Source organism: Acinetobacter sp. MD2(2019), from assembly GCF_035615615.1.
Taxonomy (GTDB): Bacteria; Pseudomonadota; Gammaproteobacteria; order Pseudomonadales; family Moraxellaceae; genus Acinetobacter.
In genome coordinates this window covers 54,956-79,607 of the sequence record NZ_VTDU01000004.1, presented here as the reverse complement: position 1 = coordinate 79,607, position 24,652 = coordinate 54,956, and the positions used below count along the sequence as shown (strand labels likewise).

At 41.6% G+C, this 24,652-nt stretch carries 19 protein-coding genes; 6 read left to right on the top strand and 13 right to left on the bottom strand.

Going from position 1 to position 24,652, the window contains the following annotated elements:
• Window positions 1-68: 68 nt before the first annotated feature.
• Window positions 69-1,478, bottom strand: coding sequence for a type I glutamate--ammonia ligase (gene glnA / locus I2F62_RS03560; protein WP_324625647.1), 1,410 nt, complete (start codon window positions 1,476-1,478; stop codon window positions 69-71).
• 753 nt (window positions 1,479-2,231) lie between these two features.
• On the opposite strand from glnA, the gene I2F62_RS03555 reads away from it, so the two are divergent.
• The 4 genes from I2F62_RS03555 (at window position 2,232) to I2F62_RS03540 (ending at window position 5,531) form a co-directional block, all read left to right on the top strand.
• Window positions 2,232-2,816, top strand: coding sequence for an aminodeoxychorismate/anthranilate synthase component II (locus tag I2F62_RS03555; protein WP_324625646.1), 585 nt, complete (start codon window positions 2,232-2,234; stop codon window positions 2,814-2,816).
• Complete coding sequence (gene trpD / locus I2F62_RS03550) at window positions 2,817-3,866, top strand: anthranilate phosphoribosyltransferase (RefSeq protein ID WP_324625645.1); 1,050 nt, start codon at window positions 2,817-2,819, stop codon at window positions 3,864-3,866. It begins immediately after the preceding gene.
• Window positions 3,867-3,876: 10 nt separating this feature from the next.
• Window positions 3,877-4,683 (top strand): indole-3-glycerol phosphate synthase TrpC, encoded by an 807-nt coding sequence (gene trpC, locus I2F62_RS03545; RefSeq protein WP_324625644.1) that lies wholly within the window; start codon window positions 3,877-3,879, stop codon window positions 4,681-4,683.
• Window positions 4,684-4,826: 143 nt separating this feature from the next.
• Window positions 4,827-5,531, top strand: coding sequence for a Smr/MutS family protein (locus I2F62_RS03540; RefSeq protein ID WP_324625643.1), 705 nt, complete (start codon window positions 4,827-4,829; stop codon window positions 5,529-5,531).
• A gap of 10 nt (window positions 5,532-5,541) precedes the next feature.
• On the opposite strand, the gene xdhC is transcribed toward I2F62_RS03540, so the two are convergent.
• From xdhC to xdhA, 3 genes are read right to left on the bottom strand one after another with little or no spacing between them, the layout of a single operon-like run.
• Window positions 5,542-6,522, bottom strand: coding sequence for a xanthine dehydrogenase accessory protein XdhC (xdhC, locus tag I2F62_RS03535; RefSeq protein ID WP_324625642.1), 981 nt, complete (start codon window positions 6,520-6,522; stop codon window positions 5,542-5,544).
• Window positions 6,523-6,536: 14 nt separating this feature from the next.
• Window positions 6,537-8,918, bottom strand: coding sequence for a xanthine dehydrogenase molybdopterin binding subunit (gene xdhB, locus I2F62_RS03530; RefSeq protein WP_324625641.1), 2,382 nt, complete (start codon window positions 8,916-8,918; stop codon window positions 6,537-6,539).
• A 1-nt stretch (window position 8,919) separates the two neighbouring features.
• The gene (gene xdhA / locus I2F62_RS03525; protein WP_324625640.1) at window positions 8,920-10,416 is read right to left on the bottom strand and encodes a xanthine dehydrogenase small subunit; all 1,497 of its coding nucleotides are present in this window, start codon (window positions 10,414-10,416) and stop codon (window positions 8,920-8,922) included.
• Window positions 10,417-10,808: 392 nt separating this feature from the next.
• On the opposite strand from xdhA, the gene folE reads away from it, so the two are divergent.
• A complete protein-coding gene (gene folE / locus I2F62_RS03520; RefSeq protein ID WP_324625639.1) occupies window positions 10,809-11,357 on the top strand; it encodes a GTP cyclohydrolase I FolE in 549 nt (182 codons plus the stop codon).
• A gap of 34 nt (window positions 11,358-11,391) precedes the next feature.
• Here the strand turns inward: folE and I2F62_RS03515 are convergent, their stop codons facing one another.
• Window positions 11,392-12,216, bottom strand: a complete 825-nt coding sequence (locus I2F62_RS03515; RefSeq protein ID WP_324625638.1) for a DUF817 family protein — start codon at window positions 12,214-12,216, stop codon at window positions 11,392-11,394.
• A gap of 4 nt (window positions 12,217-12,220) precedes the next feature.
• Window positions 12,221-13,294 carry a uroporphyrinogen decarboxylase gene (gene hemE / locus I2F62_RS03510; protein ID WP_324625637.1) on the bottom strand — a complete coding sequence of 358 codons (1,074 nt, stop codon included), beginning with the start codon at window positions 13,292-13,294 and terminating at the stop codon, window positions 12,221-12,223.
• A 324-nt stretch (window positions 13,295-13,618) separates the two neighbouring features.
• On the opposite strand from hemE, the gene I2F62_RS03505 reads away from it, so the two are divergent.
• Window positions 13,619-14,851: a L,D-transpeptidase gene (locus tag I2F62_RS03505; protein WP_324625636.1), complete on the top strand. Its 1,233-nt coding sequence runs from the start codon at window positions 13,619-13,621 to the stop codon at window positions 14,849-14,851.
• Window positions 14,852-14,919: 68 nt separating this feature from the next.
• Here the strand turns inward: I2F62_RS03505 and sohB are convergent, their stop codons facing one another.
• The 7 genes from sohB to I2F62_RS03470 all read right to left on the bottom strand — a co-directional run bounded on the left by sohB (window position 14,920) and on the right by I2F62_RS03470 (window position 24,171).
• Entirely contained in the window at window positions 14,920-15,882 is a 963-nt protein-coding gene (gene sohB / locus I2F62_RS03500) for a protease SohB (protein WP_324625635.1), read from the bottom strand.
• Between the two features lie 269 nt (window positions 15,883-16,151).
• Window positions 16,152-16,985: a phosphate ABC transporter ATP-binding protein PstB gene (gene pstB, locus I2F62_RS03495; RefSeq protein WP_324625740.1), complete on the bottom strand. Its 834-nt coding sequence runs from the start codon at window positions 16,983-16,985 to the stop codon at window positions 16,152-16,154.
• A 100-nt stretch (window positions 16,986-17,085) separates the two neighbouring features.
• The gene (gene pstA, locus I2F62_RS03490) at window positions 17,086-18,471 is read right to left on the bottom strand and encodes a phosphate ABC transporter permease PstA (RefSeq protein ID WP_324625634.1); all 1,386 of its coding nucleotides are present in this window, start codon (window positions 18,469-18,471) and stop codon (window positions 17,086-17,088) included.
• On the bottom strand, window positions 18,468-19,847 hold the full coding sequence (pstC, locus tag I2F62_RS03485; protein WP_324625633.1) for a phosphate ABC transporter permease subunit PstC: 1,380 nt from the start codon (window positions 19,845-19,847) through the stop codon (window positions 18,468-18,470). The genes pstA and pstC overlap by 4 nt, the downstream gene beginning before the upstream one ends.
• A gap of 71 nt (window positions 19,848-19,918) precedes the next feature.
• Window positions 19,919-20,947 (bottom strand): substrate-binding domain-containing protein, encoded by a 1,029-nt coding sequence (locus I2F62_RS03480; RefSeq protein ID WP_324625632.1) that lies wholly within the window; start codon window positions 20,945-20,947, stop codon window positions 19,919-19,921.
• A gap of 317 nt (window positions 20,948-21,264) precedes the next feature.
• Window positions 21,265-22,797, bottom strand: coding sequence for an aspartate aminotransferase family protein (locus I2F62_RS03475; RefSeq protein ID WP_324625631.1), 1,533 nt, complete (start codon window positions 22,795-22,797; stop codon window positions 21,265-21,267).
• Between the two features lie 3 nt (window positions 22,798-22,800).
• Window positions 22,801-24,171, bottom strand: a complete 1,371-nt coding sequence (locus I2F62_RS03470) for a diaminobutyrate--2-oxoglutarate transaminase (protein WP_324625630.1) — start codon at window positions 24,169-24,171, stop codon at window positions 22,801-22,803.
• Between the last annotated feature and the right edge of the window lie 481 nt (window positions 24,172-24,652).

Here is a 24,652-nt window from a genome sequence, read left to right as displayed (position 1 = left end):
TATTTTTAGGATAAAGTTTATAGATATAAAAAAAGCCCGCATAAAGCGAGCTTCTTTTTATAACCCAATTACAGGCTATAGTACATATCAAATTCAACTGGATGCGTTGTTGTATTTAAACGACGAACGTCTTCCATTTTCAATTCGATATAAGCATCTAGCATTTCTTTTGTGAACACGCCACCTTTTAACAAGAACTCGTGATCCGCTTGAAGCGCTTCTAACGCCATTTCTAGGCTGTGCGCAACTGTTGGGATTTGAGCTTCTTCTTCAGGAGGTAAGTCATACAAGTTTTTGTCTGCTGCTTCACCTGGATGGATTTTGTTTTGAATACCATCAATACCCGCCATCAACAATGCAGCAAAACCTAAGTATGGGTTCATCATTGGATCTGGGAAACGTGCTTCAATACGTTTGCCTTTCGGGCTAGACACGTAAGGAATACGGATAGATGCAGAACGGTTACGCGCTGAGTAAGCCAACATAATTGGCGCTTCAAAGTGTGGAACCAAACGCTTATAAGAGTTGGTAGATGGGTTAGTAATTGCGTTCAATGCACGAGCATGTTTAATTACACCACCAATGAAGAACAATGCCATTTCTGACAAGCCTGCATATTCATCACCAGCAAACAAGTTTTTGCCATCTTTAGAGATTGACATGTGAACGTGCATACCAGAACCGTTATCGCCAACCATTGGTTTAGGCATAAAGGTTGCAGTTTTTGCATATTGGTGCGCAACGTTCCAAACTGCATATTTGAACTGTTGTACTTCGTCCGCTTTACGAACCATAGTGTTGAAGCTGACACCAATTTCTAATTGGCAAGATGCAACTTCGTGGTGATGTACTTCTACACGACCAGGGCCCATGATGTCTTCGATTTTCGCACACATTTCTGCACGCATATCGTGATGAGAATCTACAGGAGGAACTGGGAAGTAACCACCTTTAACGCGTGGACGGTGACCTGAGTTACCTGATTCGTAATCTTTACCTGTAGACCAAGCCGCTTCTTCAGCAATTAACGTGTGACGCGCGCCAGACATGTCGATGTCCCACTTCACTTCGTCAAATACGAAAAATTCTGGTTCAGGACCAAAGAATGCAGTATCACCAATTCCTGTAGATTTTAAGTACTCTTCTGCACGATGCGCAATTGAACGTGGGTCACGCTCATAACCTTGACCAGTAGATGGCTCGATCACATCACAAGTCACAACCACTGTTGCTTCTGCAAAGAATGGGTCAAGGAAGCAAGTTTCTGCGTCTGGACGCAAAATCATGTCAGATGCTTCAATGCCTTTCCAACCTGCAATTGAAGAACCATCAAACATTTTGCCGTCTTCAAAAGTATCTTCATCAATTGAATCTGCAGGGTAAGTTACGTGCTGCTCTTTACCTTTAGTATCTGTAAAGCGAAAATCGACCCATTTAGCGCCACTTTCTTCGATGAGTTCAAGGACCTTGTTCGCCATGTTCTTTATGCTCCAATAAAGTATTTTTATTGCACTTATGCAGTGCGTGTTACAAGTTGTACGTAATAAAGCAACTCCCGTGCCAACTTATAAAAACCGAGTCAATCTATGCATAACTATATATATAAAATAGATTTAAGCATCGTATTTCTACTGCGTTATACGTTGCATCCTTAAAATGCACCATATTCTAGCATTTTACGCGATACAGTGATTTTAAAGTTAGCACAAACACACCAAAATAGTGCATAAATTTATAAATCCATCGCTGTTTTTAGCAGCCCTATTTTCAGCCGTGTTTTTTTGATGATTTAAGCATCAACTGAACTAAAAATTAGCTGACCAAAAAAAAGCATAAATAAGATTTAGACCTTTCGTTAAATGCAATATGGATCTTCACACACCATAAATTCATTGTTCAATATGAATAACAGATGACGATAAAAACCTACATTCAATGCATTTTTGTTGCGGCTTGCAACGTAATTTGCTTTTTTAAATCTAGCAAATTGACTGTCAATGTTGACTCAAAGTTTTTCAATCGAAATAGTTCATTGAAGCATTGCGCGATTTTTTTATTGAGGCGTTGCTGCATTGTATTTATAAGCCTGTCACAAGTGAGATAAATTCTGATAAAGTAGTGACTTAACCAAATGGCTTTTTTTACTCCAAACTTTAAAAACGACTCGTTTTTAAGAGTAACCATAAAAGTTAAAAAGGATATTTATTTAAATTTCAAAAGGTTGAATTAAAATGCTTCTGATGTTGGACAATTACGACTCTTTTACCTATAACATCGTGCAATATTTTGGCGAGTTAAACCAAGAAGTAAAAGTAGTTCGCAATGATGAAGTCACATTAGAGGACATTGAACGATGGCAGCCAAAATATTTGGTCATTGGTCCCGGCCCTTGCACACCGACTGAAGCTGGAATTTCGATTGCTGCCATTCATCATTTTGCAGGGAAAATTCCCTTACTGGGGGTCTGCCTTGGGCATCAAGCGATCGGTCAAGCCTTTGGTGGCAATATTGTGCGGGCAAAAACCGTGATGCATGGTCGTTTATCCGACATGTATCATTCAGATCAAGGTATTTTTAGCCATTTGCCGTCACCATTTTCCGCCACGCGCTATCACTCTTTGGTGATTGAACAAGAAAGCTTGCCTGACTGCCTAGAAGTGACCTGTTGGACCAATGAAACAGATGGCTCGATGGAAGAAATTATGGGTGTCAAACACAAAACCCTGCCTATTGAAGGGGTGCAGTTCCATCCTGAATCCATTTTAAGCCAGCATGGACACCAAATCTTCAAGAATTTTTTAGAGATTTATGCATAAATGAATATTCAACAGGCGTTAAATCTCATCACTAAAAATATTCATTTGACCCAAGCGCAAATGGAAGATGTCATGCGTAGCATCATGCAAGGTGAAGCCACAGAAGCACAAATTGGTGCGCTGATGATGGGACTACGCATGAAAGGCGAAAGTATTGATGAAATTACTGCCGCTGCACGGGTGATGCGTGAATTTGCCATTAAAATTGATGTCAGCGACATTCCTTATTTGGTCGATATCGTCGGCACAGGCGGTGACGGTCAAAACCTGTTTAATGTGTCTACCGCTGCCAGTTTTGTGATTGCTGCCGCAGGTGCAAGCATTGCCAAACATGGTAATCGTGGGGTTTCAAGTAAATCGGGTTCTTCCGATTTACTTGAGCAAGCAGGCATTCAGCTTGATTTAGATATGCAACAAACTGAACGCTGCATACGTGAAATGGGCATCGGTTTTTTATTCGCACCGAATCATCATAAAGCCATGAAATATGCAGTCGGACCACGTCGTGAACTGGGTATTCGAAGCATTTTTAATATGCTTGGTCCACTCACTAATCCGGCTGGAGTAAAACGCTTTGTGATTGGTGTTTTTTCAGATGAACTTTGTCGCCCAATTGCTGAAGTCATGAAACAACTTGGTGCTGAGCACGTCATGGTGGTGCATTCTAAAGATGGGCTCGATGAAATCAGTTTAGCTGCAGCAACCTACGTTGCCGAACTTAAACATGGTGATATTACCGAATGGACGCTTCATCCTGAAGATGTGGCGATTGAATCACAAACATTAACGGGTTTAATGGTTGCAGATGCATCGGAAAGTTTAAAACTCATTAAAGATGCATTAGGTCGAAACAAATCGGATATTGGCGAAAAAGCCGCACATATGATTGCTTTAAATGCGGGCGCAGGGCTATATGTGTCGGGCTTAAGCACATCGTACAAACAAGGTGTGGCCTTAGCGCACGATATTATTTACGGCGGACAAGCACTTGAAAAAATGAGTATTTTGTCTGAATTTACCAAAGCACTTAAAGAATACGCAAGCCACTGAGGTTATCCAAATGATTCAAATTCAAAATACCATTTTGGGTAAAATCGTTGATCGCAAACATCAAGAATTGGCAGATCGTTTAAAACAACGCAGTCTAAAAGATGTTGAGGAATGGGCAAAACAAGCCACGCCAGTGCGTGGTTTTGCAGCGTCTTTACGCAGTAAACGCCCTGGTGTGATTGCGGAAATTAAAAAAGCATCGCCATCTAAAGGTGTGATTCGTGCGGACTTTAATCCTGCTGAAATTGCTGAGCAATATGAACAGGCCGGTGCAGCTTGTTTGTCTGTGCTGACCGATGTCGATTTCTTTCAGGGTGCTGACCAAAATATCGCGATTGCCAGAAACCATTGTAAGCTTCCAGCGTTGCGTAAGGATTTTTTAGTTGATCCTTATAATGTGATTGAGGCTCGTGCTTTACAAGCAGACTGTATTTTATTGATTGTGGCGTGTTTGTCTGATCAACAGCTTGAAGAAATGTCAAAAACTGCATTTGAATATGATCTTGACGTTTTGGTTGAAGTGCATGACGAAGCCGAATTAGAGCGTGCTTTAAAATTAGATGAACGTTGTTTGTTGGGTGTGAATAATCGTAATTTAAAAACCTTTGATGTGGATTTAAATACATCAATTCGTTTGAAAAAATTACTCGAACCTTCACGCTTACTGATTACCGAAAGTGGCATTGCCACCCCTGCTGATGTTGCAATGATGCAAGCGCATGACATTCACTCATTTTTAGTCGGCGAAAGTTTTATGAAGCAAGCTCGACCAGATCAAGCATTTACAGATCTGTTCGGCACACCACAACAACTTTAATTTTTTTGATAACAATAGAATCATTTTGTTTCTAAGGATAAGTGATTCTATTGTTATTGAATAGTTTGATCTTTTTATTTATTCCTCTTTTAATCCTATAATGATCTTAATCATTTTCTTTATTGTGATTTTTTATCGTAATCATGAGCAAACACGACACTTCTCTCTCCAAAGCCCAACAAGATTTGTTAAAAGAGTTTAAAAAACAAATCTCGAACGGCCAGGAAAAACCAGCCAAGCAACAGACGGCCAATAAACAACCTATTTACAATGGCCCTGAAGTCCCAACTGAGGATGACAGCCAACTCTTTAGTAAGGCATTGCAAGGTGTAAAACCCATCGATCATGGCAATATCGCCGATATTAAACCAAGCCGTAGTAAAAAAGTTGATGCTCAAACACTGGCAAAGCGTGCAGCAGCAGAAGGCGGTGCTGACACTGAAATGACTGAAATTTCAGATACACAAGCCATTTTGAACCCTGTTGCGAGTCAAGCAAGCTTAAGCTATCGCATTGCAACCTTGCAGCACAAAGTCTTTGAAGATTTAAAAGCAGGAAAATTACGCTGGTTTGAAGCGGTCGATCTACATGGTTGCACTGTTGAGCAGGCACGTTCAGCGGTCTTACAGATTCTTCAAATCGCAAAAAATGAAAATCAAAATGTGATTAAAATTGTACATGGCAAAGGCCCTGAAGCGATTTTAAAAACTTATGTGAATGGTTGGTTACGTCAACATCGCGATGTACTAGCGTTTGTCAGCGCACCTGAAAACCAAGGCGGTACAGGTGCGGTATTGGTTTTACTCAAACGTGCAGAAAAAAATCCAAAATATGACGCTAAGAAATGATTCACTTGAATCATTTCTTGCGATCAAACAACTGAAGCAGGTCAGCGACCACTGAAACTGCAATAATCGCGGGTTGTTTGGATGTAATTCCATCTATTCCGATGGGACAGACCAGACGCTGCAATTCAGTTTCAGTATAACCTCTAGCTTGCATACGTTTTTCAAAAATGGCGCGCTTACTTTTCGAGCCAATCATTCCCACATAAGCAAAGGGTTGCTGTGTCGGTTTCAGTGCTTCAAAACACAATTGTAAATCTAACTGATGATCATGGGTGAGAATTAAAATTGCACCCGATCGGTCAAAATGCGTGATTTCGGCTTCGGGAACATCGCTACTGATACAACGCACCTGATTCTGCACATCTTGCGGGAATATATCATCACGATTATCCACCCAAGTGATTTGTACCCCAATCGGGAGCAAACAGCGCACAATCGCTTCGCCGACATGCCCTGCCCCGAAAATCATGACTCGCATCGCATAAGGTTGAACCGTTTGCGTCCACTGCCAAGCGGTATTGCTTTGATCAAATTTGGGCGTGCTGTGGAGTGGTTGATGTGTTCCAATATGCCACGTTGAAGCCTGATCAAGTCGAGTAGAGCGCACAATCGTTTGACCAGTTTGCCATGCCTGATGATAAGCAAGCAGGTCATCTTTGCTCGGCGCTATCTTTTCAAATAACAGCCACATCACTCCGCCACAACATTGTCCCAAACGCGCACTTAAATTAAAACGCTCGACAAAACGGATGCGCGGCTCTGATCCTGTTAGCATGGCTTGTGCAATATCAATAGCTTGAAACTCAAGATGCCCACCGCCAATGGTATCGGACTGTTGCCACTGTTGCTGGGAATCAAACCTTAACAACATGCTGGCACCGACTTCTCTTGGGGTTGAACCATCGGCACGAACCACGCTAACCAAAACCATTGGGCGCTCATCATTCGCCCAACCGTTTAAATCAGTCCACCACTGTAAATGTTGTTGCATCACCAACCTTCCAACTAGCGAAGTCTTGGCTGTGGCTGATCTGCAAGAGCATGCCCACGACCAATCGCAATCGCACGCAGGATTTCTTCTGCTGTTGCAGGTGCATTTAACTCAAGCGGTGCATTGTCAGGAATCGCCGCTTGTACGGCCTGACGAATGGCAGAAAATACCGAAAGACCCAGCATGAATGGTGGCTCACCAACAGCTTTAGAACGATAAATGGTATCTGCCGCATTTTGATTATCAAATAATTTGACATTGAACACATGCGGAATATCAGCACTGGTTGGAATTTTATAGGTCGAGGGCGCATGGGTGAATAAACGCCCTGCATGCGGCCCTTGTGGCTGCCAATATAGCTCTTCAGTGGTTAACCAACCCATGCCTTGAATAAATCCACCTTCAATCTGTCCAATATCAATGGCTGGGTTAATCGAACGCCCAACATCATGCAAAATATCGGTACGTAACACTTTCATTTCGCCAGTGAGGGTATCAATCGCTACTTCACTCACCGCTGCACCATAGGCATAGTAGAAAAATGGACGACCTAAATGGTTGACTTGATCATAATGAATTTCAGGAGTTTTATAGAAACCGCTATCCCACAATTGTACCCGTGCCATATAAGCACGATTGACCAAATCATTAAAATTAAATGATTGTCCATTGCCCGTAGTGACTGTACTATTTTCAAACTGAATTTGATCTGTACCACTTTGGCTAATTTCAGCCGCAAGTTTGGCTAAACGCTCACGAATTTTAATACAGGCATTTTGCACCGCTTTACCATTTAAATCCGCCCCACTCGATGCCGCCGTAGCTGAGGTATTGGGTACACGTGAAGTATCGGTCGCAATCAATCGAACTTGTTCAATCGGGAGTCCTAATTCATGCGCAGCGACTTGGCGGACTTTGGTATATAAGCCCTGTCCCATTTCTGTTCCGCCATGCGTAATCGCGACTGTGCCATCCATGTACACATAAACCAGCGCACCGGCTTGGTTATAATGTACAGCGTTGAATGAAATACCAAACATCAATGGCGTTAATGCAATCCCTCGTTTAATGGTTGTATTGTGCTGATTAAATTGTGCAATCGCCTGTTTGCGTGCGTGATATTGACTGCTGTGTAATAATTCTTCCACTATTTTAGGTGCAACGTTATCTCTAACTTCTGCACCATAATGCATGTGGTCACGACCGTTGCCTGGCTGTTCTGCAAAAAAATTACGTTGACGGACAGAAACCGGATCGATCTTTAAATGTCGAGCAATATCATCAATGATGACTTCTATTGCAAACATGCCTTGCGGACCACCAAAACCACGATAAGCCGTATTGGATACCGTATTGGTTTTACAGCGTAAATTACGCAGTTGCACTGCATTTAGATAATAGGCATTACCAATATGACAAATCGCACGCTCATTCACAGGACCAGATAAATCGGCTGAAAAACCACAATTGGATGCCAATTGCACTTTTAAACCTTGTAACAGTCCATCATCGTCAAACGCCACCGACCATTCATAGGCAAAACCATGACGTTTACCGGTTGAGCTCATATCATCGTCACGGTCTAAACGCAATTTACTTGGACGACCTGTTTTTTGTGCCACCAAAGAAGCAATACATGCCCATTGCGCTGATTGTGATTCTTTACCACCAAAGCCACCGCCCATACGACGTGCTTCAACACTGACCTGATGCATATGGTAGCCCAATGCATGACAGATGAGTAATTGCATCTCAGTTGGATGTTGGGTCGAACAATAGACTTTTAGGGTTGTATCTTCCTGTGGCACAGCATAGGAAATTTGACCTTCCAAATAAAAATGTTCTTGCCCACCCAATTCAATTTGACCACTGAGCTGATGCGCTGCCGTTGCAAAGGCAGCATCCACTTCACCGTGACTGAAATCGACAGGTGGCAACACCCAAGACTCCTGCTCAATGGCATCTTGAATGCTTAAAATTGGGATGTCTGCGGCATATTCAATTTTTGCCAAACGCACTGCTTGTCTTGCTTGTTGATAAGTTTTGGCAGCGACAACGAATAAAGCCTGACCATAAAATTCAACCTGATCTTTGGCAAAGATCGGATCATCTTTAACAATGGGCCCCCAATTGTTTTCAATCGTGACATCATCTGCACTATAAACCGCATAAACACCTTCAGCAGCACGAACGGCGCTTAAATCGAAAGTCGTGATTTTGCCTTTGGCACATTTAGAAAACCCCACAGCCAAATGTAAGGTATTTTCAAGCTCAGGCAAATCATCTATATAGGTTGCTTGCCCGGTCACATGTAAATGTGCGCTTTCATGTGGAATCGAATCGCCCGCTTTGGCTGATTTTTTGGGGATGTTTAAATGTTCTACAGACTGATTCATGTTACACCTCCACCAAAGCAATCAAATCATCCACACGGGCGATTGGCGTCTCTTCAATCTTTTCTAAATAAAAACGTTGTAAACAGTTTTGTGCGACCTGTAAGCGATAAGCACTACTCGCTCGTCCATCGCTTAAAGGTTGATAATCCTCTGCCATGGCAACTTGTGCTGCGGCAATGGTTTCAGCAGACATCACTTGCCCCAACAACACCGCTTCGGCATGTTTGGCACGTTTTGGAATGGCCGCCATTCCACCAAATGCAATTTTGATGGATTGCACCACTTGATGGTCATCCAGTTCACAGCTAACTGCCGCACACACTGCCGAAATATCTTGTTCATAGCGTTTGGCAATTTTATAGGTCGCAAATTTAAACGCAGCCTGTTTTTCACGAATTGGAATTAGAATCGCTTCGACAAATTCACCTGCCTGCAACGCAGTTTTTTGATAATCCAAATAATAATCTTCTAATGCGATGTCTCGGGTTTGTTCACCATGGCGTAAACGCAAGACGGTATCCAGCGTAATTAAAGCTGGCATTGAATCGCCAATTGGCGAACCATTGGCAATATTCCCACCAAGCGTACCCGCATTTTTAATCGGCATTGAGGCAAAACGACGTTGTAATTCCTTAAAATCTGGATAAATTTCAGCGATTTTAGAAAGTGCATCACTCAGGCTGACATTTGCACCAATCAACAAATGATGATTTTCAATCGCAATTTTCTTTAATTCTTGAACTTGTCCAATGTACAGCATATCGCCTAAATCACGTCCCATTTTAGTGACCCAAAGTCCAACATCGGTACTGCCTGCCACGATGCGTGCTTGCGGATATTGCTGACGTAATGCAGCAAAATCGTCTACAGTTTTCGGTGCAAAAAATTGCTGACCTTGATATTCAAGTTGCAAGGCAGGTAAAGCATGAATTTTTTTGAGTGCATCAATAATATTCTGGCGTGCTAACATGGCTTTAGGATAATCAAACGATTTTTGCGCAGCATCTAAAATTGGACGGTAGCCAGTACAACGGCATAAATTCCCTGAGATATAATCACTGACTGTGTCCTTTGAAGGGACTTGTGCTTCGTTTTCATACATCGACCACAGCGACATGATAAAACCGGGTGTACAAAAACCACATTGCGAACCGTGTAACTCAACCATTGCTTGTTGTACAGGATGTAAATTATTTTCAGTCGATGGCACCAGATGTTGTAAATCTTCCACGGTAAATAGTGCTTTTCCATCCAATGTCGGTAAAAACTGGATACACGCATTGACACTACGCAATTGCAATTGTTCACCCACCAACTCGCCGATGACAACGGTGCAGGCTCCACAATCTCCTTCTGCACAACCTTCTTTGGTACCTGTTTGGCGCGCTTTGTTCTGTGTATATTCACGTAAAAACTGTAGTACGGTTGTGGTTGGCGCAACATGTTGAACCTGGTGGGTCTGCCCACGAAAAAAGAAACTGATTGGGCGTTCTAACATGTTTTCTCCTTGTGCCTCGGTCGACTTATCTCTTCAAAAAATACATTAGCAAATATAATGCCAACCTATTTTTATGTTCATGCTGTATACATCAAAGTATTTCTCTAGCTGAAAAAAATGACGTTCATTTAATTTGGCGTGGATAATCTACGTTAAGATGTATATCTCTCATTCTAGATTTAGCATAAAGATTCACAGAAAACGAGCCTGTTGTTTATAAACTTAAGTTTATATTTGGGTTTGATCGGTTGATTTGAACCAATAGACATCTGTGCTATTTAAGCTAAAAACTGCAAGTCTATAAAATAGCAAGATGAGCTATGAACATCAGGTCATGTTTCTGCTACAATACTCAGCTTGTTTAACCGAGTAAGTCAATACGTCTTATGTCCATGCAGCAATCTTACGAAAAAATACTCACAGCCGTTGGTGAAGATCTAAATCGCCCGGGCTTAAAAGACACCCCTATTCGTGCCGCTAGAGCGTTTTCGTATTTGACATCGGGCTACGACAAAAGCCTTGAAGAAGTAACCAATAACGCGGTGTTTCCATCAGACAACCGTGAAATGGTGTTGGTCAAAAACATTGAATTTTATTCTTTATGTGAACATCATTTATTGCCATTTTATGGTCGTGTTCACATTGCATACTTACCCGAAGGCAACGTATTAGGTCTTTCTAAGTTTGCACGTATTACCGAAATGTTCGCACGTCGCTTACAAATCCAAGAAAACCTAACTCAGCAAATTGCCGAAGCGGTGGCAGAAGTTACGCAAGCGCGCGGTGTGGCCGTTGTGATTGACTCGGCACATATGTGTATGATGATGCGTGGTGTAGGCAAGCAAAGCTCAACCACTCGCACTGTGTCATTTATCGGTGATTTTAAAACCGATGCTGATGCACGTCGTGAGTTTTTAACTGCCGTGCCTGAAAGTTATTAATTCAAGTCCGCGATGAAATGAAGGCAAGTCAATCTTACTTGCCTTTTTTATTGGCCATAGTATTGATTGTCCAAGTACCTTGTTTATCTCGCTGACCCAAAATTTTTAAAATGAGCACCAAACTTAATAACAATAACAAATACCAAGAGCCAATTTTCCCCCACCAAACCACTTGCCAACCATTTTCTTGATTTGGATAGACCCAAATATCATAAAAGGTACTAATATTTTCAGCAATCCAAATTAAAAAAGCCAAGAAAACCAGTAACAATAACATTGGGATTTGATAGCTGCGCTGATCTATTCTTAAGGTTGCCTTGGTCTTCCAAAAAATAGCGATGCTCCACACAAATAAAATACTGCGTAAATCATGAATAAAAAACTTACTCATAAAGTTAATATAGGACACAATGGCCAAGCACAGCATGTGATTAGACGGTGGTAATTTTTGAAATGACACCTCAAATAAACGAATGGCACGCGCAAAAAAACTTCCAATTGCCGAATACATAAAGCCTGCAAATAACGGCACTGTAAGAATTTTTAACACCGCAGGTTCAGGATACTGCCATGAACCCACATGGGGATCGGTGAGGATCAACTCCATCACCATTGCCATAACATGAAATAAAGCAATTACTTTGGCTTCAGCCAAAGTTTCTAAATGAAAATACAGCATCAACAGTTGAATTGCGACAGCAGCAAAAAATAAATAGTCATAACGATAAAAACCGAAAAAGGATTGACCATCCATCGATGCGCTAAGCGCAAAAGCAAGCAATAACAAAATGCCAAAAAGCGCAGCGGCAATAGCACGCTGCGCTGTAAAAATAAAACCTTGCGTAAATAAAGTTAACAACGCATTAACCTAAATACTTTGCACTATATTCATGTACCGTATCGACAAAGACTTTAGCGCGTTCAGGCTCAACCCACTGAGTAATCCCATGCCCAAGATTAGCCACATAACCTGTTTTTTCACCGCAAGCATATGCATCGTCTAACATGGCTTGAACAGAAGCTTGAATAATGGCAGGCGAACCATATAAAGTCGCAGGGTCTAAATTTCCTTGCAATGCCACACGCCCTTGCACCGCTTGGCGTGCATCAGCTAATGAGGTTGTCCAATCTAGACCTAAAGCATCTGCACCTGTTGCAATCATTGGCGCTAACCACTGACCGCCACCTTTGGTAAATACTATAATCGGAATTTTTCGCCCTTCGTGCTCGCGCTTTAAACCTACAATAATTTTTTGCATATATTGCAGCGAAAAAGCTTGGTATTCGCGATGCGCTAACGCCCCGCCCCAACTGTCAAAAATTTGGATGGCCTGTGCACCGGCATCAATTTGAGCATTTAAATAGTCAATCACAGAATCGGCCAAATGGCTCAGCAAAGCATGTAACACTTCGGGCTGTGCATACATCATTTGCTTGGTAAAACGAAAATCTTTACTTGAACCGCCTTCAATCATATAAGTGGCTAAGGTCCAAGGGCTACCTGAAAACCCAATTAAAGGGACACTGCCACCCAACGCACTGCGAATCGCCGTTACGGCATTCATCACATAATCAAGGTCAGATTTTGCATTTAATTTAGGCAATGCTGCAACATCTTGCGCAGTGCGAACGGTTTTTTTAAATTTTGGCCCTTCGCCTGTTTCAAAATACAACCCTAAACCCAAAGCATCGGGAATGGTGAGAATATCGGAAAATAAAATGGCTGCATCTAAATCATAACGGCGCAGTGGTTGTAGCGTCACTTCACAAGCAAAGTCTGTGTTTTTGCATAACGATAAAAAATCCCCAGCTTGCGCACGGGTCGCACGATATTCTGGTAAATAGCGGCCTGCTTGACGCATCATCCATACAGGTGTGGTATCTACAGGTTCACGCAATAACGCACGTAAGAAACGATCATTTTTTAAAGTCGTCACGCTCTTTCCAATCAATTTTTTAAATTGCCATATGATAACAAAAACCTTTTATCGACTGTAAATTTTTCCAATAGATTCACAGCAAACCGACATAGAACATGTTTTTTGCAAAATCTAGATGAATTTTCAATATTTTAAGTTGACCACAAGCATTGAGAATCTGTCTGTGTTTAAACTTAAATAAACACATGCAAATTAAATAGTGTAATAACACAAGTTTATCTACGTAACAGATACGAAATAATTAATGCAACACGTTTTAATTTCTGTAATACTGATCACGTTTTTTGTCACAAATACATTTTTTATTTAAGGTTTTATTCAATGTTTGTTCGCTCATTACTCGCTGTAAGTTTAAGCTGCATCATGCTGAACACTGCTTTTGCAGCATCTCATGCAGAGCAACCATTAACACCTCAAAAAGTAGCCTCTGCGCCTGTTGAAGATCCTATCGATCCATTATCTTTAGATACTAAAGCGGCGTCTCAGGTGATGGGTAGTGATGCTGCTTCTGAGGTTAAACCAGATACTGCGGCATCTGAAGCTCAAATTAGCCAGCAAGAACAAAAAAATCTAAATCAAGTTACAAATACGGTTAAACGTATTGATAATACCACTGAAAAAAATACCAAAGCGCCAACCAATAGCAATAAAGCGGCTTGGACACTCGATAATTTAAATAATGTTGAATGGTATTCAAATATTGGCAGAGGTCAATTCCCTGTGTACGCACGTGCACAAGTGATGCTCAATAATATGCATGCATCGCCAGGGGCAATTGATGGTTCAAGTGGTAAAAACACCTTAAAAGCATTGGCATCATTCCAACAAATGAATGGCTTAACCGCAACAGGTGAATTGGATCAAGCAACGTGGAATGCGCTGGTTGAAAAACAAACCAAACCTGCCTACATGGAATACACCATTACCGCAGATGACTTAAAAGGTCCATATGCGCCAAGTATTCCACATGACTACGCACTACAAGCCAAAATGAAAGGCCTGTATTACACCCGCGTCACTGAAATGCTGGGTGAGAAATTCCATATGGATGAAGCTTTTTTAAAGCAACTGAATCCAAAAGCGAATTTCAAAACTGTAGGCGAAAAAATTCTTGTTGCCAATGTTCGTAATAACTTATCTGAAAATATTCATTTAATTATTGCGCACAAAGGTGCAAAACAACTGTATTTATTTAATGATCGCAACCAAATGGTCGGTTCATTCCCTGCAACCATCGGTAGTTCAGATACGCCATCTCCGACTGGAAGCTATAAAGTAGTTGGCGTTGCAAAAAATCCATACTATGGTTATTCACCAAGTAACTTTGTGCAAGGTAAAAACTTAAAACCATTAACCCTTCCACCTGGTCCAAACGGTCCTGTAGGCAATATTTGGATTGGTTTAAGTAAAAAATCTTTTGGTATTCACGGTACACCGAATCCATCAGCCATTTCTAAAACAGCATCACATGGTTGCATTCGCTTAACCAACTGGGATGCCAATGATTTAGGCAGTAAAGTCAAAGCTGGTGTGACCGTTAAATTCATTGAATGATTTAACGGAACAGCCATAAAAAAAACCAGATCAATTGATCTGGTTTTTTGTTTTTAGCATTGTAAAGATTAAAGTTTTGGATCACGCATTTGCACTAAAGATTGATTGGCACGCGCGGCATAATCTATCATTTTATCTAGCATTGAAGGAATCAGTTGATCGGTTATTTGTGCTGCCTGAAAACCGAGTTTCTCGCCTAAGGTAGGTTTACGGCGAGTACCGATTAAGTACACATCGTGCTGCTGCAGTAACTCTAAAACAAAGGCATCAGAGGTTTGTAGCTGATCGACCAAATTCAGATCTAACGCATCTTGCCCATACCAATGCTCGCCCGTTGCGACTTTATCTATGTTTAATTTTGGTCGATATTTTTCAACAAAGTGTTTAAACAATTGGTGGGTTTGCTGCAATTCTTCTTCAAATTTCGCTTTCCCTTCTTTGGTATTTTCACCAAACATGGTCACAGTACGCTTATACTGACCTGCGGTATACAGTTCAAAATCGACATGGTTTTCACGCAATAAACGATTAAAATTAGGCACTTGTGCAACGACACCAATTGAACCCAAAATGGCAAATGGCGCTGCAACAATTTCATTGGCAATGCATGCCATCATATAACCGCCACTGGCCGCAACTTTATCTACTGTAATCGTTACATGAAAACCAGCATCGCGTAAACGAACCAATTGCGCTGCCGCCAAACCATAGCCATGCACCATACCACCCGGACTTTCTAGGCGAACCACCACACGGTCTTGCCCAGCTTTTGCAGAAGCCAAAACCAAAGTGACTTCTTCACGCAATTGGGCAACAGCAGAGGCTTTTACATCACCATTAAAATCAATCACATAAATCTTTTGACCCGATTTTTTTCGTGCCTTGGCTTCTTTTGCCAGTTGCTGATTAAACTGTAATAACTCCAATTTAGATGCTGTGGCCTGAACAATCTTTTTGCGCTGTTCGTTCAAACGTGCATTTAAATGGGTGATATTCATTTCAGACGGAAGCTTTGGCAAATGAAATAACATAGATCTTAATTCTCAATTTATTTAGTACTTTAAAGTTAGATTAGGGCAATATGGATTTTTTTCAATCGATGATCAGAGATTATTGTATTGATGATGTGTCTATTATTTTGGCTAGGATCATCTTTACTAGCAAATATCATTAACGTGTTCAAATTTTAGATGTGCTGCATATTCTAGTTTAAACAGCAAAAGAACAATGATTGAAAAAAGCATAAAAAACGAAGCGCTCAAGCTTCGTTTGTAAATCAGCAATTTAAAGATACAACAGCTTAACCAAAACGGCCTGTAATATAGGCTTCAGTTAATTGATGGTCTGGCTGAGTAAAGACTTTTTCGGTTGAATTGACTTCAATTAATTCGCCCAAGTGAAAATATGCGGTACGATGCGATACACGTGCTGCCTGTTGCATTGAATGGGTTACAATCGCAATGGTGTACTGGGTAGACAGCTCTGAAATCAGTTCTTCAATTTTAGCTGTCGCAATCGGGTCAAGTGCCGAGCATGGTTCATCCATTAAAATCACTTCAGGGCTGACAGCAATGGTACGTGCAATACATAAGCGCTGCTGCTGACCACCCGAAAGTCCCGTCCCCGACTGACTTAAACGGTCTTTCACTTCATCCCAAAGGCCAGCTTTTCGCAGGCTGTTTTCAACAATTTCTTCTAGATCGTATTTATCACGTGCCAAACCATGCAACTTAGGCCCATAAGCGACATTATCAAAAATAGATTTTGGAAATGGATTCGGTTTTTGAAATACCATGCCGACTTGGGCACGTAATAACACTACATCTAAACTACGATCGTAAATATCTTGGTTATCTAACAAAACCTGACCTTGTACACGACAGCCTTCAATGGTGTCATTCATACGGTTTAAGGTACGTAAAAAGGTCGATTTACCACAACCTGAAGGGCCAATAAATGCAATCACTTCGTTTTGGTGAATATTTAAATCAATGCCTTTAATGGCTTCGGTTTCACCGTAATAGACATGCACACCTTGGGTTGCAATTTTAATTTCTGCTTCGGCCTTTTGTTTTGCATTTTCTGGCTGTGCATTTTGCTCGACATGCACATGAATTGAAGGCGTCACAGGCATTTTTGCAGTTGGTTTTTGTTGATGTTCAGTCACATGCATGTCCTGTTTTTCAAATATTCTACGTTCAGCAGTATTATTCATCATCTTTATTACCTTTATATTACCAACGCACTTCAAATTTTTTGCGTAGCCAAATGGCAAAACTATTTAAACCAATCATTAAGGCAAGCAACACAATAATTGCCGCTGCGGTACGACCTTCAAAGAAGTTACGTAATTCATTGCCTTGCCATAAGAAAATTTGAACAGGTAATGCGGTTGATTGGTCAATCGGGGTCGTTGGAACACTGGCAACAAAAGCACTCATGCCAATTAAAAGTAACGGTGCTGTTTCGCCTAAGGCTTGCGCCACACCAATAATGGCACCGGTTAAAATACCCGGTAACGCAAGTGGCAACACATGATGAAACACAGTTTGAATTTTCGATGCACCCAAACCTTGTGCGGCTTGACGAATCGATGGTGGCACTGCTTTTAATGCAGCGCGTGTGGTAATAATAACGGTTGGCAAAGTCATTAAACTTAATACCAAACCACCTACCAATGGTGCAGAAAGCGGTAAATGCATCCAGCCAATAAAAATTGCGGCACCCAATAAACCAAACACAATTGAAGGAACTGCAGCCAAATTATTAATATTCACTTCAATAATATCGGTTAAAAGACGCTTCTTGGCAAATTCTTCTAAATAGATCGCACTGGCAACACCAATTGGGATTGAAACAAAAATCACAATCAGCATCATAAATAACGAGCCCATGAATGCTCCTGCTAAACCACTGGTGGCAGGTGAACTCCGTGAGTCGGTATTGGTAAAAATTTTAAAGTTAAATTGCTGCGTCAGCAGATCCTTTTGAACCAACGTATCGGCTAAATGACGAACTTCAGGGCTCAGTTGTTGCTGATCGTCTGGTAAGCTACGGTCAATTTCTCCACTTACCCATACATCCACATTGGCATCGGCAAGTAATTTAATTTGCTTGGTTTTCCCAACAAGACTTGGGTCTGCAAACACCATATCACGTAACCGATACGATTCTGAGCTACTATAAATACTGCTTAAATCATCTTGATATTGTTTTAAGCTTGGATCTTTGCTTTCCATCCCTTTAACCAGTAACGCATCCCAATCGACCATACCCATTTTGGTTTGCCAATCAATATAACGCTGTTGATATTGCGCGGGGCTTTCTTGTGCCAACTTCACCGGTTTAGGGCCGGCATCAATCAGTTTAGGATCGAAATACACAGGAACAGTTATGCTCGCTTGCCAAAACGCAGGAATGCCTTTTTGCAAAATACTACTAAATAAAATTGCCACAAAGCTTAAGCCAATAATGACAGATGTGAGCCCTAAAAAACGAAAAGTCTTTTCTTTGCGATGACGTTTGGCTAAAGTTTGGGAAATTGCACGTTTTCTTTTTTCACGTGCTTCAGCCGCCGCTTTCGGGTCAAATGCTGGAACAGCAGAATTGGTCATACTCATTCGTATTGCTCGCGATATTTACGCACAATATAAAGTGCAACAATGTTTAAACCTAAGGTAATCACAAACAAGGTCAGACCCAGTGCAAAAGCCACCAAGGCTTGAGGGCTGGCAAAATCGGTATCGCCTGTCAGCTGATTCACAATGGTGACCGTGACCGTAGAAACCGCTTGTAAAGGATTACTATGCAACAATGGACTATTGCCCGCAGCGAGAACCACAATCATGGTTTCACCAATGGCACGTGACGCCGCCAATAAGAATGCCCCAATAATGCCCGGTAATGCCGCAGGCAAAACCACCTGACGAATGGTTTCAGATTGTGTTGCGCCTAGACCCAATGAGCCATCCCGCAACGTTCTTGGAACTTGGGTAATAATGTCATCTGACAAAGACGAGACAAAAGGAATAATCATAATTCCCATCACCACGCCTGCGGTGAGCGCACTGGTGGCATTAATATCTAAACCGATTAATTGACCAATTTGTTTTAAAAATGGACCGGCCACCATTAATGCAAAAACACCATACACAATGGTTGGTATACCGGCCAAAATTTCAATAATCGGCTTGGTTAAAGCACGAAAACGAGGGGAAGCATATTCGGCCAAGTAAATTGCAATCATTAAACCAACGGGAATTGCCACCAGCAGTGCAATTGCACTGACCATGAGCGTGCCCCAAAGCAAAGGCAATAAGCCATAGCTGCCTTCGGCATTACCCGTTGTGCTAAAGCCCGGATTCCACTCGGTGCCAAAAAAGAACGCGCTAGGACTGACAAAATGGAAAAAGCGTAAGGCTTCGCTCAACATCGACATCACAATACCAAGCGTGGTCAAAATGGCCACACCGGAACATAGCGCTAAACTAATTTTTATGACTTTTTCTACGCTATTGCGCGCGCGATATTTTTGCTTAATTTTATTTTTGGCAATGAGCAATCCCACCAATGCCACGCAAACCACCACCGCAAATTTTGCATAACTGCCAATATGGCTAATCTGCGCATATTGTGCTGCAGCTTCACGTTCATAATCTGTTGGATGATCGGTCACACCAAATCCTGTCGCCAGTGCATGGATACGATCGAGCAACACGCCCTGACCTGCTGCATCTAAATGCGCCATGACTTCGGCAGGAACATGATTGAATGCCACTTGGCGCAAAATTGAAGGTTCAATCAAATTCCATAATACAAAAATGATGAATGCAGGAATGCCGCACCACACCGCAACCAAAGCCCCATAATAGCCCGGACGTGAATGCAAACTTACCGTATTTTTTCCAACACCGGCAAGCTGCCGACTTTTTTTCAAGCCAAGTTGGTAGGCCATTGCAATTAATGCAAGTAACACACCTAAAAGAAGCAGATTCATCGTATCTTTGCCCAAATTGGTTTTTCATTCAAAAACCCAATATGGCTGCTGCCATATTGGGTCAAATTGACTTACTTCACAGATTTTCCAGCTTTAAAATCGGCCAGTACTTTTGCACGTTCAGCATCCGACATGGCAATTAAACCGGCTTTTTCAATTTTAGAGCCTTTGCCTGAAATTTTCTTATTTAAGAAGAATTCAACGTACTGTGGCAAACCTTTGACTGAAACAAGGTGCTCACCTTTAACATACATATACAATGGGCGAGACACTATATAACTGCCGTTTAACACGGTTTTCTCTGATGGAACCACATTGTTTACGCTTGCTACGCGCAGCTTGTCACGGTTCGAATCATAATAACCTAAACCAAATACACCCACCGCACTTGGATTGGTTTTTAAACGTGCTAATGTTTCGGTGTAATCACCAGAAATTTCAACCACACGACCATCTTTACGGAAAGTCGAGCAGGCTTTTTCACGCTCATCTTTGCCTAACTTTTTAAAGTAGTCGTAAGTTTCACAGCCCGCATTAACCATTTTTTCTTGGAACACTTCACGCGTACCGTGGTTCGATGCCGGAATGACTAAAGTAATCGGTTCGTTCGGTAAGGTTGGATCAATCTGATTCCAGCGCGTATATGGGTTCGGCACCAACTTACCGTTGGATGGTAATTTTTCCGCCAAGGCTGCAAAAATATGATAAGGCTTTAATTTATAAGCGGCTTTATGTGAGTTTGATGCAAACACAATGCCATCATATCCCACTTTAACTTCTTGAATTTTGTTTACACCTGCTTTTTTACAAGTGGCAATTTCAGTGTCTTTAATTTTACGTGAGGCATTGGCAATATCAATGGTATTGTCGGCAACGCCCTGACAGAACTGCTTTAAACCGCCACCAGTACCACCAGAACCCACCACCGGCGTTTTATATTGCGGAAAAGTATTTCCGAATTCTTCTGCAACAATACTTGCATAAGGTAAAACGGTTGAAGAACCTGCAATTTGAATGGTATCTCGCGCAGCGTGCGCACCTGTTGCAACAATAGTGCAGGTGGTTGCTAAAGCCAGTCCGATTTTGTTATTCAACTTCATTGTCATCTCTCTGTGCGTGTAACGCGTTTTCGTTATTTAATCAAAAACATTAAGTTTTCCTTGGATACAGGCATTTTGAGGTGTTTATATGACACTCAAATTACAGAAATATTACGCTTTAATGATAATAAAAAACAATATATCAAAAATAAAATTCTTTTAATTTCAACAACTAAAAGATTTAACACAGCATCATCTGCACTTTGTTTTCATCATTTTGTCATATTTAGAAAGCATAAAGTAAGCGCATTAACGAGAAAAACAAAAAAGCCTCCACGAGTGGAGGCTTTATTTATATACCGTTTATATCATCGAGCTTAGTCGATTGCAGGCACATAGGTACCAGCTTGGATGGCATCTTTAATGCGATCGCTTTCAGCCAATACCATTGCCAACAACCCTTGTACGTTTTCAAGGGTTGCAACCGGACTTAACGTGGTCATTTTTAACGATTGAACATCGCCAACTTTGGTCACACCAATGTTCGCATCGCCACGCGCAAAGAGTTCGTCTGCAATGTTTTGGTTTAAAGTATCAACCAATTCCGCAGGATAATTTTGCGGTACAACACGGAACAACACCGATGCAAACTGTGGTTGAACCAACAATTCTAAACCGTTCGTTGCTTCAATATAGTCGGCAACGTCACGCGTTAAAGACACACCATGGTCAATCATTGAGCCATAAAGTTCTTCACCTAAAGCTTCAATGGTCATCCACAATTTTAACGCATCAAAACGGCGTGTAGTTTGTAATGACTTCGAAACAAGGTTCGGTACGCCATGCTCTTCATCGTAAGCTGAGTTTAAATACTCGGCTTCATAATGCATAAAGCGATAGTTGGCTTCATTCTTAAGCAAGAATGCACCACAGCTAATGCTTTGGAAATAATGCTTATGGAAATCCAGCGTCACTGAATCAGAAAGCTCAATGCCGTCTAACAACGTACGATGATCGTTCGATAAAATCAGTGCACCACCCCATGCCGCATCGATATGCATCCACGCGCCATATTGAGTTGTGATTTCACGGATTTTTTTCAGTGGATCAATCGCGCCTGCATCAGTTGTACCGGCAGTTGCGACCACACAGGCTACAATTTTGCCTTCGGCTTTTAATTGTGCCATGGTGCGTTCAAGTGCATCGACATCCATTTGGGCGTTACTGTTTACAGGCACGGTCACTACTGACTGAAAGCCCATTCCCATCATCGCCATGTTCTTTTGCACAGAGAAATGTGCATTTTCAGAACAAATCACTTTCACATTTTTCAATGCTTCGTTTGGAATACCATCACGCTGAACCGACCACGGCTGACCGTTTTCGTCTGACCAGTTTTTAGAAATACACCAATCGCGTGCAAGCAATACGCCCATTAAGTTTGACTGTGTACCACCCGAGGTAAATACCCCAGCTTGGCCTGCACCATAACCGACTTTTTGACGAAGCCAGTCAATTAACTGCACTTCCATGAGTGAACCCGCTGGGCTTTGATCCCAAGAGTCCATCGACTGGTTGGTCGCGTTAATTAACACTTCGGCGATTTGACTGGTCACCATAGTTGGGCAGTGCAAATGCGCAAGTGAGTAAGGATGATGTACTTTTAAGCTTTTATTTAAGAACAGTTCAACCATGCGCGACAATGAGTCGTGCAAGCCAATACCGTCTTTAGACGGTTGAAAAGCAATTGCTGAACGCAATTCTTTAATGCTGCCGCCTGTATACATTTTGTCGTTTTGCAACCATGCAGCAACGGATTTAACCGCTTGCTCCATTGCTGACTGATAGTCAGCAATAGAACCCGCATCATTGCAGAGTAACGCTTTACGATGTTCTGCAAAATCAACCATGGATTAGCCTCGCACCGACTCAATTGCTTGTGCAACTGATTTTTTGAAACGTGCAATCACTTCAACGCATTCATCGTGAGAAATGATTAATGGGCAAAGCAGACGAATGACTGTACCGTTACGGCCGCCTTTTTCTAACAACAATTGGTTGTTAAAACATGCGGTTTGAATTGCAGCAGCAAGTGCACCATCACCGGGGAAAGAACCCATATGGTCAGCAGTTAGGCGTTCATCGACAATTTCAACGCCAATCATTAAACCACGGCCACGCACGTTACCAATACATGGAAATTCTTGTGCTAATTTTTTCAATTCAGCTTGTAAGAAATCACCACGTTCTTGGGCATTTTGCGCCAAGTTTTGCGTTTTAATGGTGTCTAATACCGCTAAACCTGTGCCCATCGCCATTTGGTTACCACGGAAAGTACCGGTGTGACCTGCTGGTTGCCAAGCATCAAATTTACGTTTAATACCCAATACCGCAAGTGGCAAACCACCACCTACTGCTTTAGACATCACAATTACGTCTGGCTCAATACCTGCATGTTCAAAGGCAAACATTTTACCTGAACGTGCAAAGCCCGCTTGAACTTCGTCTAAAATAAGCACGATGTCGTGTTTTGCAGTCACTTCACGGATTTTTTGCAACCATTTTACAGGTGCAGTCACTACGCCGCCTTCACCTTGAATCGCTTCAAGAATCACAGCAGCAGGCTTGGTTACGCCACTTTCAACATCTTCAATAAAGTTTTCGAAGAAATAAGTTAAAGCATCTACACCCGCTTCACCGCCTAAGCCTAATGGGCAACGGTATTCGTGCGGATATGGCATAAACTGCACGCCCGGCATAAGGTTATTCACTGCATTTTTTGCAGATAAATTACCAGTCATGGCAAGTGAACCATGCGTCATGCCATGATAGCCACCAGAAAAGCTAATCACTGTGCTACGTCCAGTATAAGTTTTTGCTAATTTTACTGCTGCTTCAGTCGCATCTGCACCAGATGGACCACAGAACTGTAAGCAATAGGCTTCTTTGCCACCCGGAAGGTGTGACAATAAGCTTTCAGTAAAAGCATCTTTTAACGGAGTAGTTAAATCTAATGTATGTAATGGCAGACCACTAGTGAGTGTGTCTTGAATACTTTTGATCACCGCAGGATGATTATGGCCTAATGCCAATGTACCCGCCCCAGCTAAACAATCGAGGTACTTTGTACCTTCAACATCGGTAACCCAACAACCAAGTGCTTCCGCTATCGCTAACGGTAATTTACGTGGATAACTACGAACATTCGATTCCATCTGACTTTGGCGAGTCAAGTAGTATTCGTTTGTGGAAGTGGTGGCAGGATTTACAGAAGTAACGCTCATATCGAATTACCATCTCTGATATGGGTTGAAAGAAATAAGTCGGGTGACTTGTGGTCGTTTGACTCGGTGCTTGTAGGTTCTAGCTAGACCAACGAATTAGACCTAATAACTAGGAGGGCGATGATACGCTTTTTTAAATAAAAATAAAGCGTTTTTACATCTTTATTCAATCTAAACCATGCCCAAAAAGTCAGGTTTAAACTTCAGTTAAACACCCTAATTCAGCAACATGACAATTAGATGAATAACAATGAGTTAATTCAGGCAAATAGTTAAAACAAGTCAATGTTTTTAAATACAAAACAGTCGATTAAAAACATTGATCTATTTGATTAAAATTAAAACATTTTTTAGTTTTATCTGCTTAAAATCTTACAAAGAATCTACAAAAGTTTGCATTCGCGCATGTTAAAGCCACTAACATGATATAACGATAAAACCATCGCTTTTCATCCCATCTTTATGATGAATAAGATCAATT

What these genes read in the sequence shown, in the direction of transcription:
- folE (WP_324625639.1), top strand. Translation starts at nt 10,809, where the DNA reads ATGCAGCAATCTTACGAAAAAATACTCACAGCCGTTGGTGAAGATCTA.
- xdhB (WP_324625641.1), bottom strand. Translation starts at nt 8,918, where the DNA reads ATGAATCAGTCTGTAGAACATTTAAACATCCCCAAAAAATCAGCCAAA.
- I2F62_RS03505 (WP_324625636.1), top strand. Translation starts at nt 13,619, where the DNA reads ATGTTTGTTCGCTCATTACTCGCTGTAAGTTTAAGCTGCATCATGCTG.
- I2F62_RS03555 (WP_324625646.1), top strand. Translation starts at nt 2,232, where the DNA reads ATGCTTCTGATGTTGGACAATTACGACTCTTTTACCTATAACATCGTG.
- pstB (WP_324625740.1), bottom strand. Translation starts at nt 16,985, where the DNA reads ATGCCTGTGACGCCTTCAATTCATGTGCATGTCGAGCAAAATGCACAG.
- pstC (WP_324625633.1), bottom strand. Translation starts at nt 19,847, where the DNA reads ATGAATCTGCTTCTTTTAGGTGTGTTACTTGCATTAATTGCAATGGCC.
- I2F62_RS03470 (WP_324625630.1), bottom strand. Translation starts at nt 24,171, where the DNA reads ATGAGCGTTACTTCTGTAAATCCTGCCACCACTTCCACAAACGAATAC.
- xdhA (WP_324625640.1), bottom strand. Translation starts at nt 10,416, where the DNA reads ATGTTAGAACGCCCAATCAGTTTCTTTTTTCGTGGGCAGACCCACCAG.
- I2F62_RS03480 (WP_324625632.1), bottom strand. Translation starts at nt 20,947, where the DNA reads ATGAAGTTGAATAACAAAATCGGACTGGCTTTAGCAACCACCTGCACT.
- I2F62_RS03475 (WP_324625631.1), bottom strand. Translation starts at nt 22,797, where the DNA reads ATGGTTGATTTTGCAGAACATCGTAAAGCGTTACTCTGCAATGATGCG.
- glnA (WP_324625647.1), bottom strand. Translation starts at nt 1,478, where the DNA reads ATGGCGAACAAGGTCCTTGAACTCATCGAAGAAAGTGGCGCTAAATGG.
- trpC (WP_324625644.1), top strand. Translation starts at nt 3,877, where the DNA reads ATGATTCAAATTCAAAATACCATTTTGGGTAAAATCGTTGATCGCAAA.
- pstA (WP_324625634.1), bottom strand. Translation starts at nt 18,471, where the DNA reads ATGAGTATGACCAATTCTGCTGTTCCAGCATTTGACCCGAAAGCGGCG.
- I2F62_RS03540 (WP_324625643.1), top strand. Translation starts at nt 4,827, where the DNA reads ATGAGCAAACACGACACTTCTCTCTCCAAAGCCCAACAAGATTTGTTA.
- trpD (WP_324625645.1), top strand. Translation starts at nt 2,817, where the DNA reads ATGAATATTCAACAGGCGTTAAATCTCATCACTAAAAATATTCATTTG.
- xdhC (WP_324625642.1), bottom strand. Translation starts at nt 6,522, where the DNA reads ATGCAACAACATTTACAGTGGTGGACTGATTTAAACGGTTGGGCGAAT.
- sohB (WP_324625635.1), bottom strand. Translation starts at nt 15,882, where the DNA reads ATGTTATTTCATTTGCCAAAGCTTCCGTCTGAAATGAATATCACCCAT.